Genomic DNA, 19837 nt, shown 5'->3' with positions numbered 1-19837 from the left:
CTCCCGCCGCCGGCCGGCTTGTGGCCGCCGGGCCGGGCGGGCGCCGGCGGGGTCGGGGCCTGGATGCTCATCGGTCCTCCATCGGGTCGTTGCGGTGCCGGTTCGGGAACGGCCCGGAGGGCGCGACCGGCCGGTGCCTGGCGGTGCCGCCCCAGCCGCCCGCGGCGCCCGCGGTACGCGGCTGGGCGCCGTCGTAGCCGCGCGCCGCCTTGCCGAACTGGCCCTGGGTCCAGCGGGGTTGGCCGGCAACCGGGGTGACGCCCGGCCGTCCCGGGGTGCGGCCGGCCGGACGCGCCGGGTAGCCAGCGGCCGGCCGCGCGGCGTGGTCCAGCCGCTCCAGCGCCTCGGCGGCCAGCTCGCACCAGGCGTCGGCGCCGAGCTGCTCGAAGGCGCCGAGCGCGCCGCGCAGCCGGGCCCTGGCCTCGTCCTCGCGGCCCTGCTCCTCGTCCAGCGCGCCGAGCGAGTACAGCAGCGCGGCCTCGCCGAGCCGGTCCCCCGCCTCGCGCGCCGCGGTGAGCGCCTGCGTCGCGCAGTCGCGCCAGTCCTCGTACGCCCGCTGGGTCGCGGCCAGCGAGCACACCGCGACCGCGAGCCTGCGATGCAGCTCGGTCTCGTCGGCGTCGGCGGCGTACCGCACCGCGGCGCGCAGGGCGTCGCGCTCGGCGGCGTACCAGCCGGCCGGGTCGTGCAGCACGGCGGTCACGGTCGGCAGGTCCAGCGGCCAGCGCTGCGGGTGGTGCAGGCCGGGCGCGGGCGCGCCGCCGAGCCGCAGCACGGCCTCCTCGGTGAGCGTCTGCCAGACGTCCAGCATCCGCCGCCCGGCGCCGCGCTCCTCGCGCGGGTCGGCGGCGAAGCGCTCGGCGAGCTGCTCAGCGGCGAACAGCCGCACCAGGCCCGGTATCCGGTACCGGACCCCGGCGCCGCCCGCGCCGCCGGGAAGGGCGCCCCCGGGCCGGCGGCCGAGCCGTCGCCGGACCCCGCGCCGTCCGGGCCCCCGGCGTCGACCAGGCCGTACCCGCCCGGCGAACCGCCGTCGACACCGCCGACCGCACCCATCACGTCGGTCACGCCGGGGCTGCGGGCCGCGCCGTACGCGCCGAAAGCGGCGGCTCCCGGGATCGCGAGGCCAGGACCGGCCGTCGCGGCCGGTCCGACCGGCTCGACCAGCCGCACGTCCGCCAGCTCGGCGAGCGCCCGCGCCGCCTCGGCGGGCGGCGCGTCCAGCAGCGGACCGGCCGACCACGCGGCGAACTCCGGCGTGGGCAGCCCGCCGAGCCGGGCCAGCAGGGTCCTCGCGGGCTCGGTGAGCGCGCGGTACGCGCCGGCCAGCACGGCCCGCGGGTCGACGTCGCGGTGGGCGAGCCCGGCCAGCCGGCGGCGCTCGTCGCGCAGCCGGGCGGTGAGGTCGGCGAGGCTCCACTGCGGGTGCGCGGCGAGCCGGCCCGCGGCGGCGCGCAGCGCCAGCGGCAACCCGTCGCACAGTTCGGTGAGTTCGATCGCCTCGCTGGGCTCGGCCCGCACCCGCTCCCAGCCGGCCATCGCGGCCAGCAGCTCCACGCCGTCGGGGACGCTGGGCGCGGCCACGTCGACGACGCGCGCGCCGGCCGGGGCGGCGGACCGGCGGCGTCCGGTGGCCAGCAGGGCGCAGCCGGGCGCGGCGGGCAGCAGGGCGTGGAGCTGGGCGGCGTCGGCGGCGTCCTCGACCACCACCAGGACCCGCCGTTCGGCCAGCGCGCCGCGGAAGAGCGCGGCCCGGTCGGCGACGGGACCCGGCACGGCGGAGGCGGGGAAGCCCAGCGCGCGCAGGAAGTGCGCGAGCACCTGTTCGACGGCGCGCGCGGGGTCGCCGGCGGGCAGCGCGGCGTACAACTGGCCGTCGGGGAAGGCGGGGGCGAGGATGTGGGCGGCCTCGACGGCCAGCGCGGACTTGCCGGTGCCGGGCGCGCCGGCGAGCAGCGCGACCGGGCCGGGTCCGCCGGGTGCGCCCCGGCCATGCGCCGCCGTGCCCGTGAGCCGATCCACGCCCGTGAGCCGGTCGGCACCGGCGAGCCGGTCGGCACCGGCGAGACGGTCCGCATCGGTGGGCCGGTCCGCGCCCACGCCCGCCGTCACATGGCCGCACAGCTCCCGCAGGTGCTCCTGGCGGCCGGTGAAGTCCGCCTGGCGCGCGGGGAGTTGCAGGGGCACGACGGCCGGTATGGAGGGCGCGGCGCTGCGGGTGCGCGGCTGGTCGAGTTCGGGCGAGCCGTTGAGTATGGCCAGTTCGAGGCGGCGCAGCGCCGGGCTCAGCTCGATGCCCAGCTCGTCGATGAAGGTGCGGCGCACCCGGTGGTAGGCGGCCAGCGCCTCGGCCTGCCGTCCGCACCGGTACAGCGCGGTCATCAGCTGCTCGGCGGGCCGCTCCCGCAGCGGGAACTCGGCGGCCAGCGCGGCGATCTCACCGACCACGTCGTGGTGCAGCCCGAGCTTCAGCTCGGCGTCGAAGCAGGCTTCCAGCACGGTGAAGCGGCGCTCGGCGACCGGCACCGCGCGCGCCTGCACCGCCGGGCTGTCGATGCCGGCCAGCGGGTCGCCGCGCCACAGCTCCAGCGCCCGGCGGAAGGCCGCGCGGGCGGCCTCGGGCCGGGACTCGGCCGCCGCCGCCCGGCCGCGGGCCGCGAGGTCGTCGAAGACGTGCAGGTCGACCTCGCCGTGCGCCAACTCCAGGGTGTACCGCTGGCCCTGCATCCGGATGCGGCGGCCGAGACCGGCCCGCTCCAGCGAGCGGCGCAGCGCCGAGACGGCGGTCTGGACCTGCGAGCGGGCGGTGGCCGGCGGCGCGCCGCCCCACACCGCGGAGACCAGCGCGTCCAGCGTGACGCCGCGGCCGGCCTCCAGCAGCAGCAGCGCCAGGACGACCTGCTGGCGGCGCGCGGTGACCGGCACCGGGCGGGCCACGTGCACCTCCAGCGGCCCGAGCACCCGGAAGGGCACGGCCGTCTCGGGTGGCGGGGCGGGGTCCGCCGGCGCGCCGGCGGAGGGTTGCGTGGCTGTCGCCATGGTCCGTTCGCCTTCCTCGTATGCCTCGTGTGTGTCGTCGTGTGTGTCGTCAAGCGGGTCGTCGTGCGGGTCGTCGCGTGTGCGGGTCCGGGTGCCGGCCTGGGCAGGCGTCCGGTCCTGCGCCCGGGACCGGTCCCGCGTCCGGGTCCCGGATGGTGGTGCGGCGGGCCGGGATACGGCCGTGGGCCGGTGGTTCACCGCGGGTCTCCCGCTCAGACCAGGACTTCGCGGGGTGCGGGGTGGCCGAGGAACGCCGTGGGACTGGCGGTCAGCCCGTAGGCGCCGGCCTGGAACACCGCGACCAGGTCGCCGGGTTCGGCCCTGGGCAGCGTGACGTCCTTGCCGAGCAGGTCCAGCGGCGTGCACAGGCAGCCGACGACGTCCACGACCTCGGTCGCGTCGGCCGCGTCGCTCGCCGGCGTCTGCGCGGGTGCCGAACGAGCCACGCAGATGGGGTAGTTGCGGCGCAGCGCCCGGCCCAGGTTGCCGGTGGCGGCCAGTTGGTGGTGCAGGCCGCCGTCGACGACCAGGTAGGTGGTGCCGCGGGACTGCTTGCGGTCCACCACCCGGGTCAGGTACACCCCGGCCTCGCCGACCAGGTACCGGCCCAGTTCGATCACCGGCCGCGCCTGCGGGAGCCGGTCGCGGACCGTGGTGTCCAGCAGCTTCGCCAGGTTCTCGCCGATCGGCCGCAGGTCCAGCGGCCGGTCCTTGGGGCCGTACGGGATGCCGAAGCCGCCGCCGAGGTTGAGGTAGCGGACGGGGGCGTGCCCGGCGAGGTCGGCGATCAGGTCGACGGTGGCCCGCTGGGCGGCGCAGATGCTCTCGGCGTCCAGGTTCTGCGAGCCGGCGAAGACATGGAAGCCCTCGAACGCCACATCGCCGCGTGCGAGTTCGGCCAGCAGCGCGGGCGCCTGCTCGGCGTCCACGCCGAACTGCTGCGGGCCGCCGCCCATCCGCATGCCCGAACCGCGCACCGCGAAGGGCGGGTTGACGCGCAGTGCCGCTCGCGGGCGGACGCCGAGTTCGTCTCCGGCCGCACGCAGCCTGGCCAGTTCGGTGGCCGACTCCAGTTCGACCAGGACGCCGGCGGCGACGGCCTGCCGCAGCTCCGCGGCGGTCTTGCCGGGGCCGGCGAAGGCGGTGTGCGCCGCGCCGAGGCCGGTGTCGAGGGCGGCGAGCATCTCGCCGGACGACGCGACGTCGAAGCCGTCGACCAGCGTGCTCATGTGGTGCAGCAGCGCGGGCATCGGGTTGGCCTTGACCGCGTAGCTCAGCGCGACGGCGTCGGGCAGCGCGGCACGCACCGCGGCGATCCGCTCGGCGACCAGAGCGCGGTCGTAGGCGAACAGCGGTGTGCCGCCGGAGCGTTCGACCAGCAGCCCGGCCGGCACCCCGCCGACGGCCAGTTCGCCGTCGACGCGCCCGAACAGCGCGGGCCCGGTGCGCGGTTCGGCGGCCGGCGCCGCGGGGAGGTCCGGGAGCGCCGGGGCCGGCGCGTGCGTCGCGGTCACTGCTCCGCCTCCACCATCCGGCGCAGCTCCACCCGGTCGAACTTGCCGTTCACCGACCGGGGCAGGCCGGGCAGCACGACCGTGCGGCGCGGCAGCATATAGGCGGGGACCTCGCGGGCCATCGCCTGGTGCAGCCGTCCGGTGTCGCAGGGGCCGGCCACCACCAGCAGGACGTGCTGGCCGAGTTGCTCGTCGGCCGCGCCCAGCGCCACCGCTTCGGTGACCAGCCCGGTGGCGTACGCGGCCTCCTCGACCTCGGTGGGGCTGATCCGGTAGCCGGAGGACTTGATCATGTCGTCGGCGCGGCCGACGAAGTACAAGAAGCCCTCCTCGTCGCGGTAGACGGTGTCGCCCGACCACACCGCGCGCTCGGCCAGGCCCGACGGCACACCTCCGGGCGCCGGGCGGAAGCGCAGCGCCGTCGCCTCGGGGTTGTTCCAGTAGCCGAGCGCCACCAGCGCCCCGCGCTGCACCAGTTCGCCGTGCTCGCCGGGCACGCAGGGAGTGCCGTCGGGGCGCACCACCAGCACCTCGGCGTTGGGGATCGCCTTGCCGATGGAGTCCGGCCGCCGGTCCGCCTCGGCCGGGTCGAGATAGGTGGCGCGGAACGCCTCGGTGAGCCCGTACATCAGGAACGGCCGTGCCTGTGGCAGCAGTTCGCGCAGCCGGGCCAGGGTCGCGCGCGGCATACGGCCGCCGGTGTTGGCGAAGTAGCGCAGCCGCCCGGTGGCCTCCAGCGGCCATTCGAGCGCGGCCAGCTGCATCCACAGCGGCGGCACGCAGGTCAGGCCGGTCACCCCGTGCCGGGCGCACAGCCGTACCACCTCGCGCGGCAGCAGGTAGTTGGTGAGCACGACGTGCGCGCCGCGGATCAGCGCGGTGGTCAGCTGGCTGAAGCCGGCGTCGAAGCTCAGCGGGAGCGCGGCCAGCAGCACGTCGTCGCCGGTGTGGCCGAGGTAGGTGGCCACGCTGTCGGCGCCGGCCAGCAGGTTGCGGTGCGAGAGCACCACGCCCTTGGGGCCGCCGGTGCTGCCCGAGGTGTAGAAGATGGCGGCCACGTCGGCGTCGATCACCGCGTGCGCGCCGGGCACCGGCACCGGGCCCTTCTCGCCCAGCCGTTCCCACGCGGTGACCTGCCAGCGGTCGTCGACCGGCGGGGCCTCGCCGCTGTCGCCGATCACCACCAGGTGGCGCACCGAGGTGTCGGGGGCCAGCGCGGACCGTACGGTGTCCAGCCGCTCCGCGGTGGTGACCAGGGCGACCGCCGCGCAGTCCTCGGTCACCCGGGCCAGGTGGCGGCCCTTGAAGAGCTGGTTGACGGGCACGAACACGGCGCCCGCCGCGGCGGTGGCCAGCATCGCCACGACCGTCTCGACGCGCTTCTCGGCGTAGACCGCGACCCGGTCGCCGCGCCGCACGCCCAGCCGGTACAGGCCGTAGGCGACGGAGGCGACCTGCTCGGCGAGTTCGCCGTAGCTGACGGTGCGCTCCTTGAACGTCAGTGCCGGGCGGCCCGGCGCGCCCTGTCCGACCAGCCGGTCGAGGCGGGTCAGCGGGGCGCCGGCCGGGGCGGCGGCCGTCATCCGGTCACTCATGGCCGGCCGGTTCCGGCGCGGCGGACGCGCCGGCCGCCGTGTGCGCGTCGACCGCGGACCACAGCGAGCCGACGGTCTCGAAGGTCTCCTCGGTCAGCGCCTCGTCCGGCAGCTCGACGCCGAACGCGTCCTCCAGCTCGGCGAGCAGCTGGACCACGCCCATGGAGTCCAGGCCGAGCGCCGCCAGATCGTCCGCCGCCGAGAGCTCGCTCGCCTCGGCGTACGGAAGATGCGGCAGCAGCACCTCCTGGAAGGAACGCGGAATCTCCGTGTCAGCCATGACGGTCAGGCCCTTTCTTTCGGGTTCTTCGGGTTCTTCGGGTTCTTCGGGTTCTTCGGGTTCTTCGGGTGCACGTCCGGTCCGGGTCCACCGGACTCGGTCGGGTTCTCGCGGGTCCTTCGGGTGCGGTCGGGTCTCCCGTTCGCGTACACAGATCACCGTTGACGGCTCTCGTTCGGCCATCGCCCGGCTGTCGCCACACGGCGGCGCAGGTCGGGGGCGGTGCGCGCGGCGGCGGCCGGGGCGCGGCCGGACGGCGCACGGCGGTTCGACGGCGGTTCGACGGCGGACCGATAGCGGACCGATAGGAGGACGGGAGCGCGGCGGGAGCGGGCCGCGCGGCGGCGGCCGGGCGGCGAGGGCGGCGTGATGGCGGGCGCGGCCACGATGGGGGCAGCAGTCAGCCCGAGACAGGAGGAGGGCCACTCGATGATCACGGGGACAACGGACGCCGCGCCGCCGGCCGCGGCCCGGCTCGGCGTGGTGCGCCCGGACGGCGCGGTGCAGCGGGCCGGGCTGCCGGAACGGCCGCCGGACAGCGACGCGTTGGTCGTCGTCTACCAGTACGCGACCCGCCGCGGCGCGCTCTCCCCCTCCGCTCTCGACGGGGTCGCCGCGGAGCTGGGCCTGTCCCCGGGCGAGGTCTTCGCCGCCGCCGCGCGCCTGGTGGAGCTGCACATGCTGCGCACCGGCGACGAGGGCGACGGCACCCTGGTGCCGCTGGACCCGCGGGCCGCGGCGACGCTGCTGATCTCGCCGATCGAGCGGGCGATCCTGCAGCAGCGGGAGGTCGCCGACCGGCTGCGGGCGCGGATAGACTCCATCGCCGGCCCGGCCGGGGCCGCTCCGGGGCCGCTCGGGGTGATCGACCAGGTCGAGGGCGAGGCGGAGGTGCGCGGCCTGCTGCGGCTGGCCGCCGCGGAGTGCCACACCGAGGCCGCGGTGCTCAGGCCGGGCGGCGACGTGCCCGCGGCCGAGGGCGCGACCCCGGTGAGCGCGCTGTTCGACGGCTGCTGCGGCGCGCTGGACGGCGCGATCGGCGTACGGGTCCTGGCGCCGCACCGCGACCGCGCCGACTTCGCCTCCCGCACCCGGGCCACCCGGCTGGTCGAGGGCGGCGCCGAACTGCGCACCGTCCGCGCGGTGCCCCAGGCCGCGGTGGTCTTCGACCGGGCGCTGGCCGTCGTGGTCGACCCCGGCGACGGGGTCCGGCCGCCAACCGCGCGCCCGGTGACCGACCCGGCGATGGTGCGCTGCCTGATCGACATGTTCGAGGTGCTGTGGGAGTCCGCGTCGCCCTTCGTCCCGGACGACACGGGCTACGCGGAGGACATCGCGGACGACTTCCAGCGCTCCATCGCCCAGTTGATGTCGCAGGGGCTGACGGACGAGGCGGTGGCGCGCCGGCTCGGCATGTCGGTGCGGACCTGCCGCCGGCACATCGCCGCGCTGATGCGCAGCCTGGACTCGGTCAGCCGCTTCCAGGCCGGCGTCCAGCTCGCGCAGCGCCTGTCCGCGGAGTCCGTCGTCGCCTGAGCCCCCGCGCTCCCCTTGCCAGGGGCCCGCTGCCGCATCCCCTCCCGGCCGCGGGCCCCTTCCGCGTGCCCCGCGCCCGACGCCGAGCCGTGCCCCGCGCCCGACGCCGAGCCGTGCGCCGCGGCGCGGGTGTGCGAGCGGTTGTCGCGGCGGCGGCACGCGGCGGCACGCGGCGGCACGCGCGGCCGTGCCGCGGTGTCGGCGGGGTCCGCGGTGTCCGCCGAGCCGGGGGCGGCGGGGCCGGGGGTCGGCGGGGTCCGCGGTGGGCGGGTCGGCGGGGGCCGCGGCCGGCGGGGGCTGCGGCCGGCGGGTCAACGGGTCCGCGGGTCGGTCGCAACCGGCGTACGCGTCAGGCCGGTTGGGTGACGCGTACCGGCGCGGGGCCGGCGTCGGCAGCGGCGGAGCCGTGCCGCGCGGGGTCCTGCGCCGGCTCGGCGGGAACCAGCGCGTCGGCCAGCTCGGCGAGCGGGCGGACGCCGGCCAGGTCGGGCAGTGCGACGCCGGCCCAGCCGAGGTCCCGCAGCAGCGCGAGCGCGTACGGCGCGCGCAGCAGCCGACCGCCCGCGGGCACGTACGGCAGTCCGGGCTCCACCGCATCCAGTGCGTTGGCCTCGGCGACGGCCCGCAGGAGCGCCGCCCGCGCGGGGCCGCCGCGGTCGTCGCGGGCCGCCGCCCGCGCGACGTGCGGGTCGATCGCGGCCGTGTCGATCGCGGCCAGGTCACTCACGGCCGGGCCACTCGCGGCCGGGCCGCCCGGTGGGGGGAAGCCGAACAGCGCCGCCGCGTCGGAGAATCGCAGGTCGACGGCCGGGTCGGCGTGGGCGGCGATCACCCGGGCGTACCCGTGCAGGAAAGCCTCGACCGCGTAGGCGTCCATCACCTCGTCCAGCGCGTTGAGCCCGACGCTCACGCCGTCCGCCAGCTCGCGCACCCGCAGGTAGGTGTCGGTGGCGGACAGCGCCCAGTCGTACGGCTCGGCGCCGCGCACCAGGCGGTCCCTGCGGCTGCCGCAGTGCTGCGCCGGGCTGGTCAGGAAGTTGGCCTCGGAGGTGACCCGCAGCAGCCGGCCGCGCCGGTGCCCTTCCGCGGCGACCAGCTCGGCCACCTCGTCCCAGGGCGCGTAGGCGTGCCGCTGCGCGGTCCGCAGCGCCCGCGCGACCCGCGCGGCGACCTCCCCGAACCCCGGGTCGCCCGACAGATCGACGCGGACCAGAGCGGGCGAGAACATGCACGACAGGACGTCCATCCGGGAGCCCTCGCGGTGGCTGGCCAGCCACCGGTGCGCGACCACCGCCTCGCCGGTGTAGGCCGCCATGCCGGTCGCGTAGGCCGCGAGGTGCACCGCGGACGGCCACACCTTCAGCCGCGCGGCGATGTCGCGTACGGCCGCGAGCATCCCGGGCGAGGTGAGGGTCGCGGTGTGCGCCACCGGGCCGCGGGCGGCGGCCTGCGGCTCCGGGCCGGCCTGCCCGGGTCCGGGCGGGGCGCGCGGCGCCGGCGGGCGAACGGGTCGGTGGGCAGCAGTGGGATGGTCTGCTCCCAGTGCCGCAGGGCCGCCGCGCGGTCGGGCGGGGCCATGGCGGTCTCGGCGGCGGCGAGGTCCGCGGGCTGCTGCGCGACCGGCGGCAGCTGCGCCCTGCGGCGGCTGCCGAGCGCGTCCAGGAGCGCGCCGAACTCCCGCTGGAACAGCGCGAGTCCCCAGTCGTCGAAGGTCATGTGGTGGAGCACCACGGCGAGTCGGCGTGGCGCGCCCGCGGTGGTCACCGCGCAGACCCGTATCGGCCAGTCGCGCTCCAGGTCGAAGGGCGTCCGGCTCAGCCCCGCGATCACCTCGGCGGGCGCGGGAGTGCCGTCCGCCTCGGTGGTCGCGGTGTGCAGCGGCAGCGGCCGGGGCGGTTGCACGACCTGGCGCGGCCCGGACCGGCCGGCCGGGTCCACCACCGTGCGCAGGCCCTCGTGGCGGCGCACCAGGTAGTCCAGCGCGGAACGCAGCGCGGGCAGTGAAAGGCCCTCGGGGAGGGCGCAGTTGACGACGATGTGCGCGTCGTGCCGGGCGGCCGGCGGCACGGACTGGTAGCGCAGCCAGTGGTAGCGCTGCCCCCAGCACAGCTCGGCGCTGCGCACCGCCGCTCCCCGGGCCCGCCGGTATCCCCCGTGCCGGCGCCGGCGCTCTCGCGTGCGCCGGCCCTCGCGTACCCGCCCGGCTGGTCCATCGTCCGCCTCCTCTTTCCCGGCCGTCACAGGCCCCCGGGCCTTTCCCGGCCCTTCCAGGATCGGGCCCGCGGGGAAAAGCGGCAGCATTCCGCGATGGCCACTGGATGACGGCAACTTGCTGCCACCGCGCCGACGTGGAGGGGTCACGGAGAAGGGTTGACGGTGCCTGACGGAATCGGCGAATCTCATGGAGCCGGACGACATCGGAACCGGCGCGATCGGCTCCTCTTCGGGGAGTCGAATTCCTGTCCCAGGTAATCATGGAAGGTGTGATTCATATGTCGAAGGCTGCTTCGAAGGCCGCTGTGAAGGCCGCGAGCAAGGCCGCTTCCAAGGCCGCGTCGAAGGCCGCGAGCAAGGCGGCCAGCAAGGCCGCGGTGAAGGCCGCGTCCAAGGCCGCCAGCAAGGCGGCGTCCAAGGCGGCCGTCAAGGCCGCGGTCAAGGCCGCCTGACACGGCCCGCACCACCCGTCGCCGGCCGGCGGTCTCCGCCGGGCCGGCGGCTGATCCGGTGCCGGCCGCCCCTCACCGGGCGGCCGGCGCCCGCACCGCGGAACCACGGAGCAGCACCTCTCAAGGACTCCCCCGGGACAGGGGAAACCGAACGGGCACCATTTCCGACGACAGGCGCGGCGGCACGCGGGGAATTCCCCGCGGCCCGCGGCGACTGTCGGCCGGAAAACGAATCGGAGACCGACCCGAGACCAACCGGAAAGGACGGACCGGTGGAACGCGCCGAGATCATCGAGCACCTGCGCAATTCCCTCTCCGTGATCCTCGACCGGCCGCTTCCCGAATTCGGCGCGGAGACCAGGATCCTGGAGGACCTGGACATCGACTCCATGCGGTTCATCGAACTCCTGATGAGCCTGGAGGACACCATCGGCCTCGACGTGGACCCGGAATCCCTCGAACCCGAGGTGTTCCGGTCCGCCGGCGCATTCGCCGACTACATCGGGGCGCGTCTGGAACTCTCCCGCGCCGCGGGATAGCGGACCCGGCCGTACGGAGGACGACATGAGCGACATGATCGCGGCCTGCGAGGCCGCCGCCCACGCCGGCGGTCTGGCGTCGGGGCTCGCCCTGGCGCTGGCCGAGGCCGGCGTCCCGGCGCCGCCCGGCCCGGTCGCCGCGCTGCCGACGTCCTCGGTGCCGGCCGCGGCCCGCGTCGTGCCGCACCGGCTGGCCGAGCGCGAGGGCGTGAGCTTCGTGCGGTGGCCGCTGACGCCGGACGGCACGGACGCCCCCGACGACACGAACGCCCCCGAGAACACGTACGACGCGGACAGCGCACACGGCGGATACGCCCCGAACGACGCATACGCCCCGGACGCCGCGGACCACGCGGACGGACCGGACGGCGCCGACGCCGGCGCGCACCGGCTGGCCGCCCTGCTCGGGGCGGTGCGCGCGGGCCTGGCCCGCCGGCTGCTCGACGACGCGGTGGCGCATCTGTCCGGCCGTGTCGCCGAGGGCGAGCCGATCAGCCGCAAGCAGATGGTGCGCGGGACGGTGGCCGACGTGCACACCGGCCTGGAGGCCGTGCTGCGGCTGCTGCGCGTGGCCGGGGACGTGCCGGCCGCGGTGGCCGACGCGCACGACCGGATCACCGCGCTGGACTGGGAGGCCGCCAAGCTGCTCGGCGCGTCCGGCTTCGTCGCCGACGGCGCGGCGCGGCCCGGTTACGTCGGCTGGCTGGTCGCGCAGACCTGGCTGCCCGCCGACGGCATGCCCGCGGCGCGTCACGCGCCGAAGCCGTCGCCGCGGGACCGGTCCGGGTCCGGGCGTGAGCGTCCGCGGCCGGCGGCCCTGCGGGCCGTCGCGAGCCCGGCGAACGAGGAGGTGCGGACGTCATGACCGAACTGGAAGCGCCCCTGCGGGAGTTGCGCGACACCTGCCGCGAGGCGGCCCGGTCCCTGCGCGGCCACGCGCTGGCCGTCGACGCCGACCCCGGTGGTCCGCAGCCCCAACTGGACACCGATGTCCTGGCGTTGATGCGCGCCGCGGCCACGCCCAAGGAGTTCCGCGACGCCTCGATGCCGGACGTCGGCGGCTCCGCGGACGACTGCCGGTCGCGCGTGGTGGCCACCGTGGAGTTCGCCCGCGGCGACGCCGGCGTGGTGTGCTCCAACACCGGGCCGTCGCTGGCCGGCGTGGCCGTCGACACCCTCGGCAGCCAGGCCCAGCGCGAGCTGTTCTACGACGCCATCGCCGACGGCCGCGCCTGGACCTTCTTCGGGATGACCGAGCCGGAGCACGGCAGCGACGCCACCGCGATGGAGACGTGCCTCGACCCGTATCCCGACCCGGCCGACGGCCATCTGCTGACCGGCGCCAAGCGCTACGTCGGCAACGCCTCGCGGGCCTCGATCGGCGTGGTCTTCGGCCGCACCGGCCGCACCCCGCTGTCCATCCGCGGCGCCCTGGTCCCGCTGCCCGCGCCCGGCTTCGCCGCCGAGCCGCTGGACATGATCGGCCTGCGCGGCGCCCGCATCTGCCACCTGGACCTGGAGGGCGTGGAGGTGCCGCCGGGGATGATGCTGGGCGCGCACCTGCCGGCCTCGCGGCGCGGACTGTGGGGCATCGGCCGCACGTTCAACGCGATGCGGCTGCAGATCGCGGCCCTGGCGCTGGGCACCGCCCTGGCCGTACGGGACGAGGTCGCGCTGCTGCGACCGGACGCACCGGGCCAGGAGGTGGCGTCGGCGCGGCTGGCGGCGGCCTGCGAGCTGCTGTACGACGCGGCGGCGGCGATCGACCTGGACCCGGACGCGCGCCGCCCGCCGGCCGCGGCCAAGCTGCACGCCACCGACCTGGCGGTGCGCACCACCCACTGGGCGGCGCGGGCGCTGGGCCCGGGCGCGCTGCTGGAGCACCCCCTGCTGGAGAAGTGGAGCCGGGACGTGCGCGCCTTCGAGTTCATGGACGGCACCAGCAACATCCAGCGCCTGCACATCACCGGCGACGTCGCGGCGCGGACCACCCCGAGCAACGCTTCACGGAAGGTGCGGACATGACCGCCTCGACACTCCCGGCGCCGCCCGCGCCGCCGGGCCGAGCGCCCGGCGCGGCGCCGCCGGCCGACCGCGGCGCCCCGGCCGGCTCCGGCTGGGCCGCCCGCGCGGTCGGCGCCGCGGACCACGACGCCGTGCTGGCGTTCTTCACCGAGCCCGACTTCCACTTCCGCACGCCGTGGCCGGACACCCGACCCGAGTGGGAGCTGCTCGCGCTGCTCGACGAGGACACCCGGCTGCTCACCCTGGACGGCGAGCCAGGCCTGTACGCGGTCGAGGAGAACGGCGCGGCGCACGCCTGCCACGTGGTGCTGCACCTGCGGCTGACCGCAGCGCTGCCGCCGGCCGCGTGGGCCGCCGCCTACGCGGAGGTGATCCGCGCGCTGCGCTGGCGGCGCGAGGTGATCAGGCTCGCGGTCGTGGTCGGGTCGTACGACGAGCGCGGCCTGGCCGCCGCGCGCCTGGCCGGCTTCACCGAGGAGGGCGAGCTGCCCGGTCTGGTGGTGCGCGAGGCGCGCCGCGGCGGGCAGGTCTTCTTCTCACGGATCTGGGAGCCCGCGTCATGACCGCCCCCGCCGTGACGATTCCGGCCGCACTGCGCCTGCGCGGCTACCGCGCCGTCGACCTGCCGCTGCTCAGCGGCGACTGGCTGCCCGGGGAGCTGCTCGGGCTGCCCGTGCCGGGACGGCCCGCGCTGGCCGACCCCGCGTCGGTGCCGCCGCCCTCGCCCGGCCGGGGCCTCGCCGAGGAGGTGCTCGTGCTGCCGGAGACCGCCTTCGTGCGGTTCAGCGAGCTGGACTGGGTGCACCGCAGGGCGCGGCTGGAGATCGGGCTGCGGCCCGGCGCCGCCGCGGTCGCGGGCCCGCTGCTCCGGGCGGCGCTCGCCCACGCGCACCGCACGCTCAACCTGCGCCGCGTGTACGGCTGGTTCACGCCCGGCGCCGCGCACCCGCACGACGCCCACGACGCGCCCGGGAGGGCCGCCGCGCACCCGCGCGGCGCCGACGACGCCCACCCGCACGACCCCCGTGGCGGCGAACGCCCGTCCGCCGCCGAGGAGTTGCTGCGCTCCGCGGGCCTGTCCCCGGAGGCGGACGTGCCGCAGGCCCTGTGGCTCGACGGGCGGCCGGTCGACCGCCAGATCTGGGGAGTGTTCCGCCATGACTGACACCCTGCCCGAGGCCGCGCCAGCCGCCGCCGCGGACGTCGAGTTGCTCGACCCGCTCGGCGCCGCCCGGGCGCTGGACGCGGCGCCGCGCGCCGCCGCCCGCGGGTTCCTCGGCGCCGACCCGGTGACGCAGAACCCGGAGCTGACGGCCCGTCACCTCGCCGCGCAGGACGCCCGGGTGCTGCGCCGCGGCGACGCGCTGCTCGGCTACGCGCCCAACCCGCTGCAGCCGCGCCAGGCGCGCGTCGCCACCACCTCGCCCGACCCCGAACCGCTGCTGGCGCTGCTGGAGTTCCTGCGGACCTACCACCGCTGCTTCTCGTTCGTCGCGGAGACTCCCGCGGACTCCCCGGTGCTGCCGGCGCTGGAGGCGTGCGGGTTCACCTCGCGCGGCGTGCTGCCCGGGCACCTGTTCAGGTCCGGGCGCCATGTCGACGTCCACGTGCACGCGTTGGTGCGCCGGCCGGACACCGACGACCACGGCCGGGAGGGCTGAGGCATGCCGCTCGTGACGATCCGTCACTTCACCGAGGACGACGTCCCGGTGCGCACCGCGCTGCTGCGCGAGTCCCGTTTCCAGGCGAACCTGACGGACTTCGCCGCGGTCAGCTCCGACGACGCGCTGGCCACCGGCCAGCGCCGTACCATCGCCGAGGAGCACGACGTGAAGCGGATCTTCACGCTGTGCGGCCCGGGCGGCGACACCGTCGGCTTCGCCTGGATCACCTCGATCGACTGGCGCAGCCAGACCTGCGAGCTGTCCTTCGGCGTGCTGCCGCGCTACCGCGGCGCGTTCGGGGCGGCGGCGGTGGGGGCCGCGCACGCGTATGTGCGCGAGGAGCTGAACATGCGCGTGGTGGTCAACCAGGTGCTGGAGCACAACACCATGCTCGTGTCGGCCGGCGAGCTGACCGACAAGCGGCGGGTGCGCTGCGGGTACGACTCGTACACCGTGGGCCGGTGGCGGACCGCGTGCTACTGGACCGAGACCGACGAGGACGTGCGCCGCCGCCAGGAGGAGGCCGCGCGCCGCCGCCGGGAGGTCGCGGAGCGGATCAGGGCGGGGGCGCGGACATGAACGGCAGCGGCGCCGCGGCGCCCGCCGCGGGGCCGGGCCCGGCGGGCGGCTATCTCCGCCAGCCGACGATCGCCGGGGACCTCGTGGTGTTCGTGTGCGAGGACGACCTGTGGGCGGTCCCGGCCGGCGGCGGCGACGCGCGCCGGCTGACCTCGGGCACGGCGGTGTGCAGCGGGCCGCGGCTGTCGCCGGACGGCCGGCTGATCGCGTTCACCGGCACGCCAGAGGGCGTGCCGGAGATCTGCCTGATCTCGGTCGACGGCGGCCCGGTGCGCCGGGTGACCAGCCAGGCCGGCGCCTGCCAGGTGACCGGCTGGCACCCGGTGACCGGCGAGATCGTCTACTCCTCCACCGCCGGCCTGCCGCCGTCCTTCGGCGCGCGGCTGTTCGCGGTGCGCCCGGAGGGCGGCCCGCCGCGACTGGTCGAGGCGGCGCCCGCCGCCTCGCTCGCGCTGGGCCCGGGCGGCGCCGCGGTGATCGGCCGCAGCATCGCCGACCCGGCCCGGCGCAAGCGCTACCGCGGCGGCGCCGCCGGCGAGCTGTGGGCCGACGCGGCCGGCACCGGCGACTTCGTGCGGCTCGACGTGCCCGCGGGCAACCCGGCGTCCCCGTGCTGGGCGGCCGGGCGGATCTTCTTCCTCAGCGACCACGAGGGCACCGGCAACGTCTACTCCTGCCGCCCGGACGGCTCCGGCCTGACCCGGCACACCGACCACCGGGAGCACTACGCCCGCGGGCTGACCGGCGACGGCAGCCGGCTGGTCTACCACTGCGGCGCGCAACTGTACGTGCTGGACCCCGCGGACGGCTCGGTGCGCCGGGTGCCGGTCGCGCTGACTCCCTCGGGCGCGCAGGCGCAGCGCCGCATCGTCTCCGCCTCGGGCTTCCTCGACGGCGCCCGGCTCAGCCCGGACGGCAGCAGGCTCGCGGTCGGCGCCCGCGGCAAGGCGTTCACGCTCGCGCCGTGGACCGGTCCGGTGCGGCGGCACGGCGCCGCCGACGGGGTGCGCTACCGGCTGCTGCACTGGCTCGCCGACGGCCGCCGGCTGGTGGCGGTGGCCGGCGACGACGGTCCGGGCGAGCGTCTCGTGCTGCTGCCGGCGGCGGGCGGCGCGGAGCTGGGGCACCTGCGGCTGGACGAGCTGGGGTACGTGACCGCGCTGGCCGCCGCGCCGGCCGGCGGACAGGTGGCGTTCGCCACCAACCGCCAGCAGCTGTGGGCGGTGGACACCGACGCGCCCGTGCTCGCGCCGCGGCTGCTGGACAGCAGTCCGTACGAGCGGATCGACGACCTGGCCTGGTCGCCGGACGGCCGCTGGGTCGCGTACACCTATCCCGACACGCTGCGGACCACGGCGGTCAAGGTGTGCGAGCCGGCGACCGGCCGGACCGGGCGGGTCACCGAGCCGGTGCTGCGCGACGCGCTGCCGGCCTTCGACCCGCTGGGGCGCTACCTGTACTTCATCGGGCAGCGCGACCTGATCCCGGAGCACGACCAGGTGCAGTTCGACGTCGGCTTCCCGTTCGGCGCGCGGCCGTACGCGGTGCTGCTGACCGCCGACGCGCCGCCGCCGTTCGCCGGCCGGACGCTGCCGGAGCCCGACGAGGGCGCGGCGGTGGAGATCGACTTCGAGGGCGTCGAGCGGCGGATCGTGCCGCTGCCGGTGCCGCAGGGCCGGTACGCGGCGGTGGCCGGGCTGCCGGAGGCCGTGCTGGTGCTGGGCGTGCCGCTGTCCGCGCCCGACCCGGCCGACGTGAAGCGGCAGCCCGAGGGCCAGGTCACCCTGGTCGACCTGGCGACCGGCGACGCCACCGAGGAGTATCTGCGGCCGGTGGACGAGATCGGCACCGACCCGTCGGGCGCGACGCTGCTCTACCGGCACGACCACCGGCTGCGCGTGGTGCCCGCGGGTCTGCCGCGGGAGGCGGTGGAGGACTACGACCACCCGGTGGCGCCGCCGGGCCGGGAGACCGGCTGGGTGGACCTGGACCGGATCACCGTGCCGTTCGAACCCGCCACCGAGTGGCGGCAGATGTTCCGCGAGGCGTGGCGGCTGCAGCGGGAGAGCTTCTGGAACGCGGCGATGTCCGGCGTGGACTGGCAGGCCGTGCACGACCGCTACCGGCCGCTGCTGGACCGGGTCGCCACCCGGTCCGAACTGTCCGACCTGCTCTGGGAGATGCACGGCGAACTGGCCACCTCGCACGCGTACGAGCGCGGCGGGGACTACGGCCCGCCGGCCGGCCGCGAGCACGGCTTCCTCGGCGTGGACTGGGACGCCGCCGCGGGTCCCGGCGGGCGCTGGCGGGTGGGCCGGGTGCTGCGCGGCGCGCCCTGGGACCCGGACGCCACCTCCCCGCTGGACCTGCCGGGCGTGGACGTGCGGCCGGGCGACGAGATCGCCGCGGTCGACGGCCGCGCGGTCGGGCCGCTGGGCCCGGCCGAGCTGCTCGTGGGGCTGGCCGGACGCGAGGTCGAGCTGTCGGTGCGGCGGCCGGGCGCGGCGCCGCGCCGGGTGGTGGTCCGGGCCGCGCGCAGCGAGGACCGGGCCCGCTACCTGGACTGGGTGGCCGCCAACCGGGCCTACGTCACGCGGGCGTCCGGCGGCCGTCTGGCGTACCTGCACGTGCCGGACATGTTCAGGACCGGGTACGCGGACTTCGTCGGGCAGTTCCTGACCGGCCTGGACCGGGAGGGCCTGGTGGTGGACGTGCGGTTCAACGGCGGCGGGCACGCCTCGCCGCTGCTGCTCGACCGGCTGTCGCGGCGGCGGGCCGGCGCGGAGCACGGCCGGTGGAGCGGCGAGGTGCCGTACCCGCTGGAGTCGCCGCGCGGCCCGATGGTGGCGCTGGTCAACGAGCAGACGGGGTCGGACGGCGAGATCTTCTGCCACATGTTCCGCGAGCGCGGTCTCGGGCCGCTGATCGGCACCCGCACCTGGGGCGGCACGATCGCCACCTGGCCGCGGCACGAGCTGGTCGACGGCACGGTCACCACGCAGCCGGAGTTCGCCTACTACTTCTCGGGGGTGGGCGCGGGGCTGGAGAACCGCGGCGTCGACCCGGACATCGTGGTGGAGGTCCCGCCGCAGGGCCCGACGCCGGTCCAGGACGCGCAACTGGCCGCGGCCGTACGGCACTTGCTGGCGACAGTGGACGGGGTGGCGGCCGGCGGGGCGACGACGCGGGCGCTGGCGGGCGCGACGGCGGACACCGGCGGTCGTGCGACGGCGCGCGCGGAACGGGCGGACGCCGAACGGACCCGCGCCGAACGGACCCGCGCCGAACGAACGGACGGGCCGACGGCCGGCTCCGGCTCGTCCGACGACCCCCGAGCGCTCGGCGGTTCGGGAGCGCCCGCCGTCGCACGACCGCCCGCGGACCGGTCGCGGCGCGCGGCGCACCGGGAGGCACGGTGACGGCGGCGCAGGCCGCGCCGCACGCCTCCCGGATCGCGCCGCCGCGTCCCGGCGTGTGCGACGTGTGGCTGGTGGAGGTGCGGCCGCGGCCGCGGTGGGAGTGCCTGCTCTCCGACGCCGAGCGCGAGCGGCTGGCGGCGCTGGGCGCGAGCCCGGCCGCGGCGGTCTTCCTCACCTCGCGCGGGGCGCAGCGCCTCGTCGCCGCCCGCTACCTGGACGCCGCGCCCGGCGAGCTGGCCGTGGACCGCTCCTGCGCGCACTGCGGCGACCCGCGCCACGGCCGCCCGCGCATCCCCGGCGCCCCCGTGGACTACTCGGTCTCGCACACCGCGCGCTGGCTGCTGATGGCGGTGGTCGCCGCGAACACCGGTCCGGCGCCGGACACCCGTCCCACCGCGAAGACCCCTCCGGCGCCGGACACCGGCCGCACGCCGCAGACCCGTCCCAGCGCGGACGCCCCTCCCGCGCCGGGCGCCGCACGCGGCCGGGACGCCGCCGCCTGCGACACGGCCGGCAGCCCGGACACCGCCCCGGGCCCCCGCGCGCGCCCGCACCCGCGCGCCGCCGCCTCCCGCGCCGGGCTGATCGGCGCGGACATCGACGCGCTGGCGCCGGGCCAGGACGCGGACGGGCTCGCGGCGGCGGCGCTGACGCCCGCCGAGCACGCCGCCTATCTCAAGCTCCCCGCGCACGCGCGGCGCGCGGCGTTCCTGGCCGCGTGGGTGCGCAAGGAGGCGGCGATGAAGCTGGCCGCCCTCGGCCTTGCCGCACCGCCGCCGCGCATCGATGTCTCCGGCCACCGCGCCGCCGCCCCGGGCGTCCCCGGCTGGCCGGCCGAGTCCCCGTACCTGACCTCGCTGCCCGCCCCCGCGGGCCACGCCGTCGCGCTGGCGTCGGCGGCGCCGCTCGCCGCGGTCCGCCGCCGCGCCCTGTGATCGGGCGCCGCCCCAGCCGCGCCGCCCCCTCCGTCGTTCCCCCCGC

Annotated in this window: 18 protein-coding genes; 11 read left to right on the top strand and 7 right to left on the bottom strand. The window is 77.3% G+C overall.

Translation table 11 applies throughout. The annotated features are described in order from the left end of the window. Positions 1 to 67: 67 nt before the first annotated feature. The 5 genes from VSR01_RS33630 to VSR01_RS33610 all read right to left on the bottom strand — a co-directional run bounded on the left by VSR01_RS33630 (position 68) and on the right by VSR01_RS33610 (position 6428). A complete protein-coding gene (locus tag VSR01_RS33630; protein ID WP_326452761.1) occupies positions 68 to 811 on the bottom strand; it encodes a hypothetical protein in 744 nt (247 codons plus the stop codon). Then, complete coding sequence (locus VSR01_RS33625; RefSeq protein WP_326452760.1) at positions 700 to 3039, bottom strand: AfsR/SARP family transcriptional regulator; 2340 nt, start codon at positions 3037 to 3039, stop codon at positions 700 to 702. The genes VSR01_RS33630 and VSR01_RS33625 overlap by 112 nt, the downstream gene beginning before the upstream one ends. Positions 3040 to 3251: 212 nt before the next feature. Next, complete coding sequence (locus tag VSR01_RS33620) at positions 3252 to 4553, bottom strand: pyridoxal-dependent decarboxylase, exosortase A system-associated (RefSeq protein WP_326452759.1); 1302 nt, start codon at positions 4551 to 4553, stop codon at positions 3252 to 3254. Continuing rightward, positions 4550 to 6148 carry an acyl-CoA ligase (AMP-forming), exosortase A system-associated gene (locus VSR01_RS33615; RefSeq protein ID WP_326452758.1) on the bottom strand — a complete coding sequence of 533 codons (1599 nt, stop codon included), beginning with the start codon at positions 6146 to 6148 and terminating at the stop codon, positions 4550 to 4552. The genes VSR01_RS33620 and VSR01_RS33615 overlap by 4 nt, the downstream gene beginning before the upstream one ends. After that, the gene (locus VSR01_RS33610) at positions 6141 to 6428 is read right to left on the bottom strand and encodes a phosphopantetheine-binding protein (protein ID WP_326452757.1); all 288 of its coding nucleotides are present in this window, start codon (positions 6426 to 6428) and stop codon (positions 6141 to 6143) included. Before VSR01_RS33610 ends, VSR01_RS33615 begins: the two co-directional genes overlap by 8 nt. A 429-nt stretch (positions 6429 to 6857) precedes the next feature. Between VSR01_RS33610 and VSR01_RS33605 the strand changes: the two genes are divergently transcribed. Beyond that, entirely contained in the window at positions 6858 to 7964 is a 1107-nt protein-coding gene (locus VSR01_RS33605; protein WP_326452756.1) for a helix-turn-helix transcriptional regulator, read from the top strand. 349 nt (positions 7965 to 8313) lie between these two features. Here the strand turns inward: VSR01_RS33605 and VSR01_RS33600 are convergent, their stop codons facing one another. Both VSR01_RS33600 and VSR01_RS33595 read right to left on the bottom strand, forming a co-directional pair. After that, entirely contained in the window at positions 8314 to 9393 is a 1080-nt protein-coding gene (locus VSR01_RS33600) for a hypothetical protein (RefSeq protein ID WP_326452755.1), read from the bottom strand. Further along, entirely contained in the window at positions 9324 to 10088 is a 765-nt protein-coding gene (locus VSR01_RS33595) for a condensation domain-containing protein (RefSeq protein WP_326452754.1), read from the bottom strand. The genes VSR01_RS33600 and VSR01_RS33595 overlap by 70 nt, the downstream gene beginning before the upstream one ends. 368 nt (positions 10089 to 10456) lie before the next feature. On the opposite strand from VSR01_RS33595, the gene VSR01_RS33590 reads away from it, so the two are divergent. The 10 genes from VSR01_RS33590 (at position 10457) to VSR01_RS33545 (ending at position 19791) form a co-directional block, all read left to right on the top strand. After that, positions 10457 to 10630 (top strand): hypothetical protein, encoded by a 174-nt coding sequence (locus tag VSR01_RS33590; RefSeq protein ID WP_326452753.1) that lies wholly within the window; start codon positions 10457 to 10459, stop codon positions 10628 to 10630. A 272-nt stretch (positions 10631 to 10902) separates the two neighbouring features. Beyond that, positions 10903 to 11169 (top strand): acyl carrier protein, encoded by a 267-nt coding sequence (locus VSR01_RS33585; RefSeq protein WP_326452752.1) that lies wholly within the window; start codon positions 10903 to 10905, stop codon positions 11167 to 11169. 25 nt (positions 11170 to 11194) lie between these two features. Next, on the top strand, positions 11195 to 12034 hold the full coding sequence (locus tag VSR01_RS33580; protein WP_326452751.1) for an acyl-CoA dehydrogenase family protein: 840 nt from the start codon (positions 11195 to 11197) through the stop codon (positions 12032 to 12034). Beyond that, positions 12031 to 13194, top strand: coding sequence for an acyl-CoA dehydrogenase family protein (locus tag VSR01_RS33575; protein ID WP_326452750.1), 1164 nt, complete (start codon positions 12031 to 12033; stop codon positions 13192 to 13194). Before VSR01_RS33580 ends, VSR01_RS33575 begins: the two co-directional genes overlap by 4 nt. Further along, entirely contained in the window at positions 13191 to 13757 is a 567-nt protein-coding gene (locus VSR01_RS33570; protein ID WP_326452749.1) for a hypothetical protein, read from the top strand. The genes VSR01_RS33575 and VSR01_RS33570 overlap by 4 nt, the downstream gene beginning before the upstream one ends. Continuing rightward, the gene (locus VSR01_RS33565) at positions 13754 to 14359 is read left to right on the top strand and encodes a hypothetical protein (RefSeq protein WP_326452748.1); all 606 of its coding nucleotides are present in this window, start codon (positions 13754 to 13756) and stop codon (positions 14357 to 14359) included. Before VSR01_RS33570 ends, VSR01_RS33565 begins: the two co-directional genes overlap by 4 nt. Next, on the top strand, positions 14352 to 14855 hold the full coding sequence (locus tag VSR01_RS33560; protein WP_326452747.1) for a hypothetical protein: 504 nt from the start codon (positions 14352 to 14354) through the stop codon (positions 14853 to 14855). Before VSR01_RS33565 ends, VSR01_RS33560 begins: the two co-directional genes overlap by 8 nt. A gap of 3 nt (positions 14856 to 14858) precedes the next feature. Continuing rightward, a complete protein-coding gene (locus VSR01_RS33555) occupies positions 14859 to 15437 on the top strand; it encodes a GNAT family N-acetyltransferase (RefSeq protein ID WP_326452746.1) in 579 nt (192 codons plus the stop codon). Further along, entirely contained in the window at positions 15434 to 18856 is a 3423-nt protein-coding gene (locus VSR01_RS33550) for a S41 family peptidase (protein ID WP_326452745.1), read from the top strand. Before VSR01_RS33555 ends, VSR01_RS33550 begins: the two co-directional genes overlap by 4 nt. After that, on the top strand, positions 18853 to 19791 hold the full coding sequence (locus tag VSR01_RS33545; protein WP_326452744.1) for a 4'-phosphopantetheinyl transferase family protein: 939 nt from the start codon (positions 18853 to 18855) through the stop codon (positions 19789 to 19791). The genes VSR01_RS33550 and VSR01_RS33545 overlap by 4 nt, the downstream gene beginning before the upstream one ends. The last annotated feature ends 46 nt before the right edge of the window (positions 19792 to 19837 follow it).

It is taken from the genome of Actinacidiphila sp. DG2A-62 (assembly GCF_035825295.1).
Taxonomy (GTDB): domain Bacteria; phylum Actinomycetota; class Actinomycetes; order Streptomycetales; family Streptomycetaceae; genus Actinacidiphila.
Note: the sequence above shows the minus strand (reverse complement) of the source record. Positions and strands in the feature narration are given on the sequence as shown.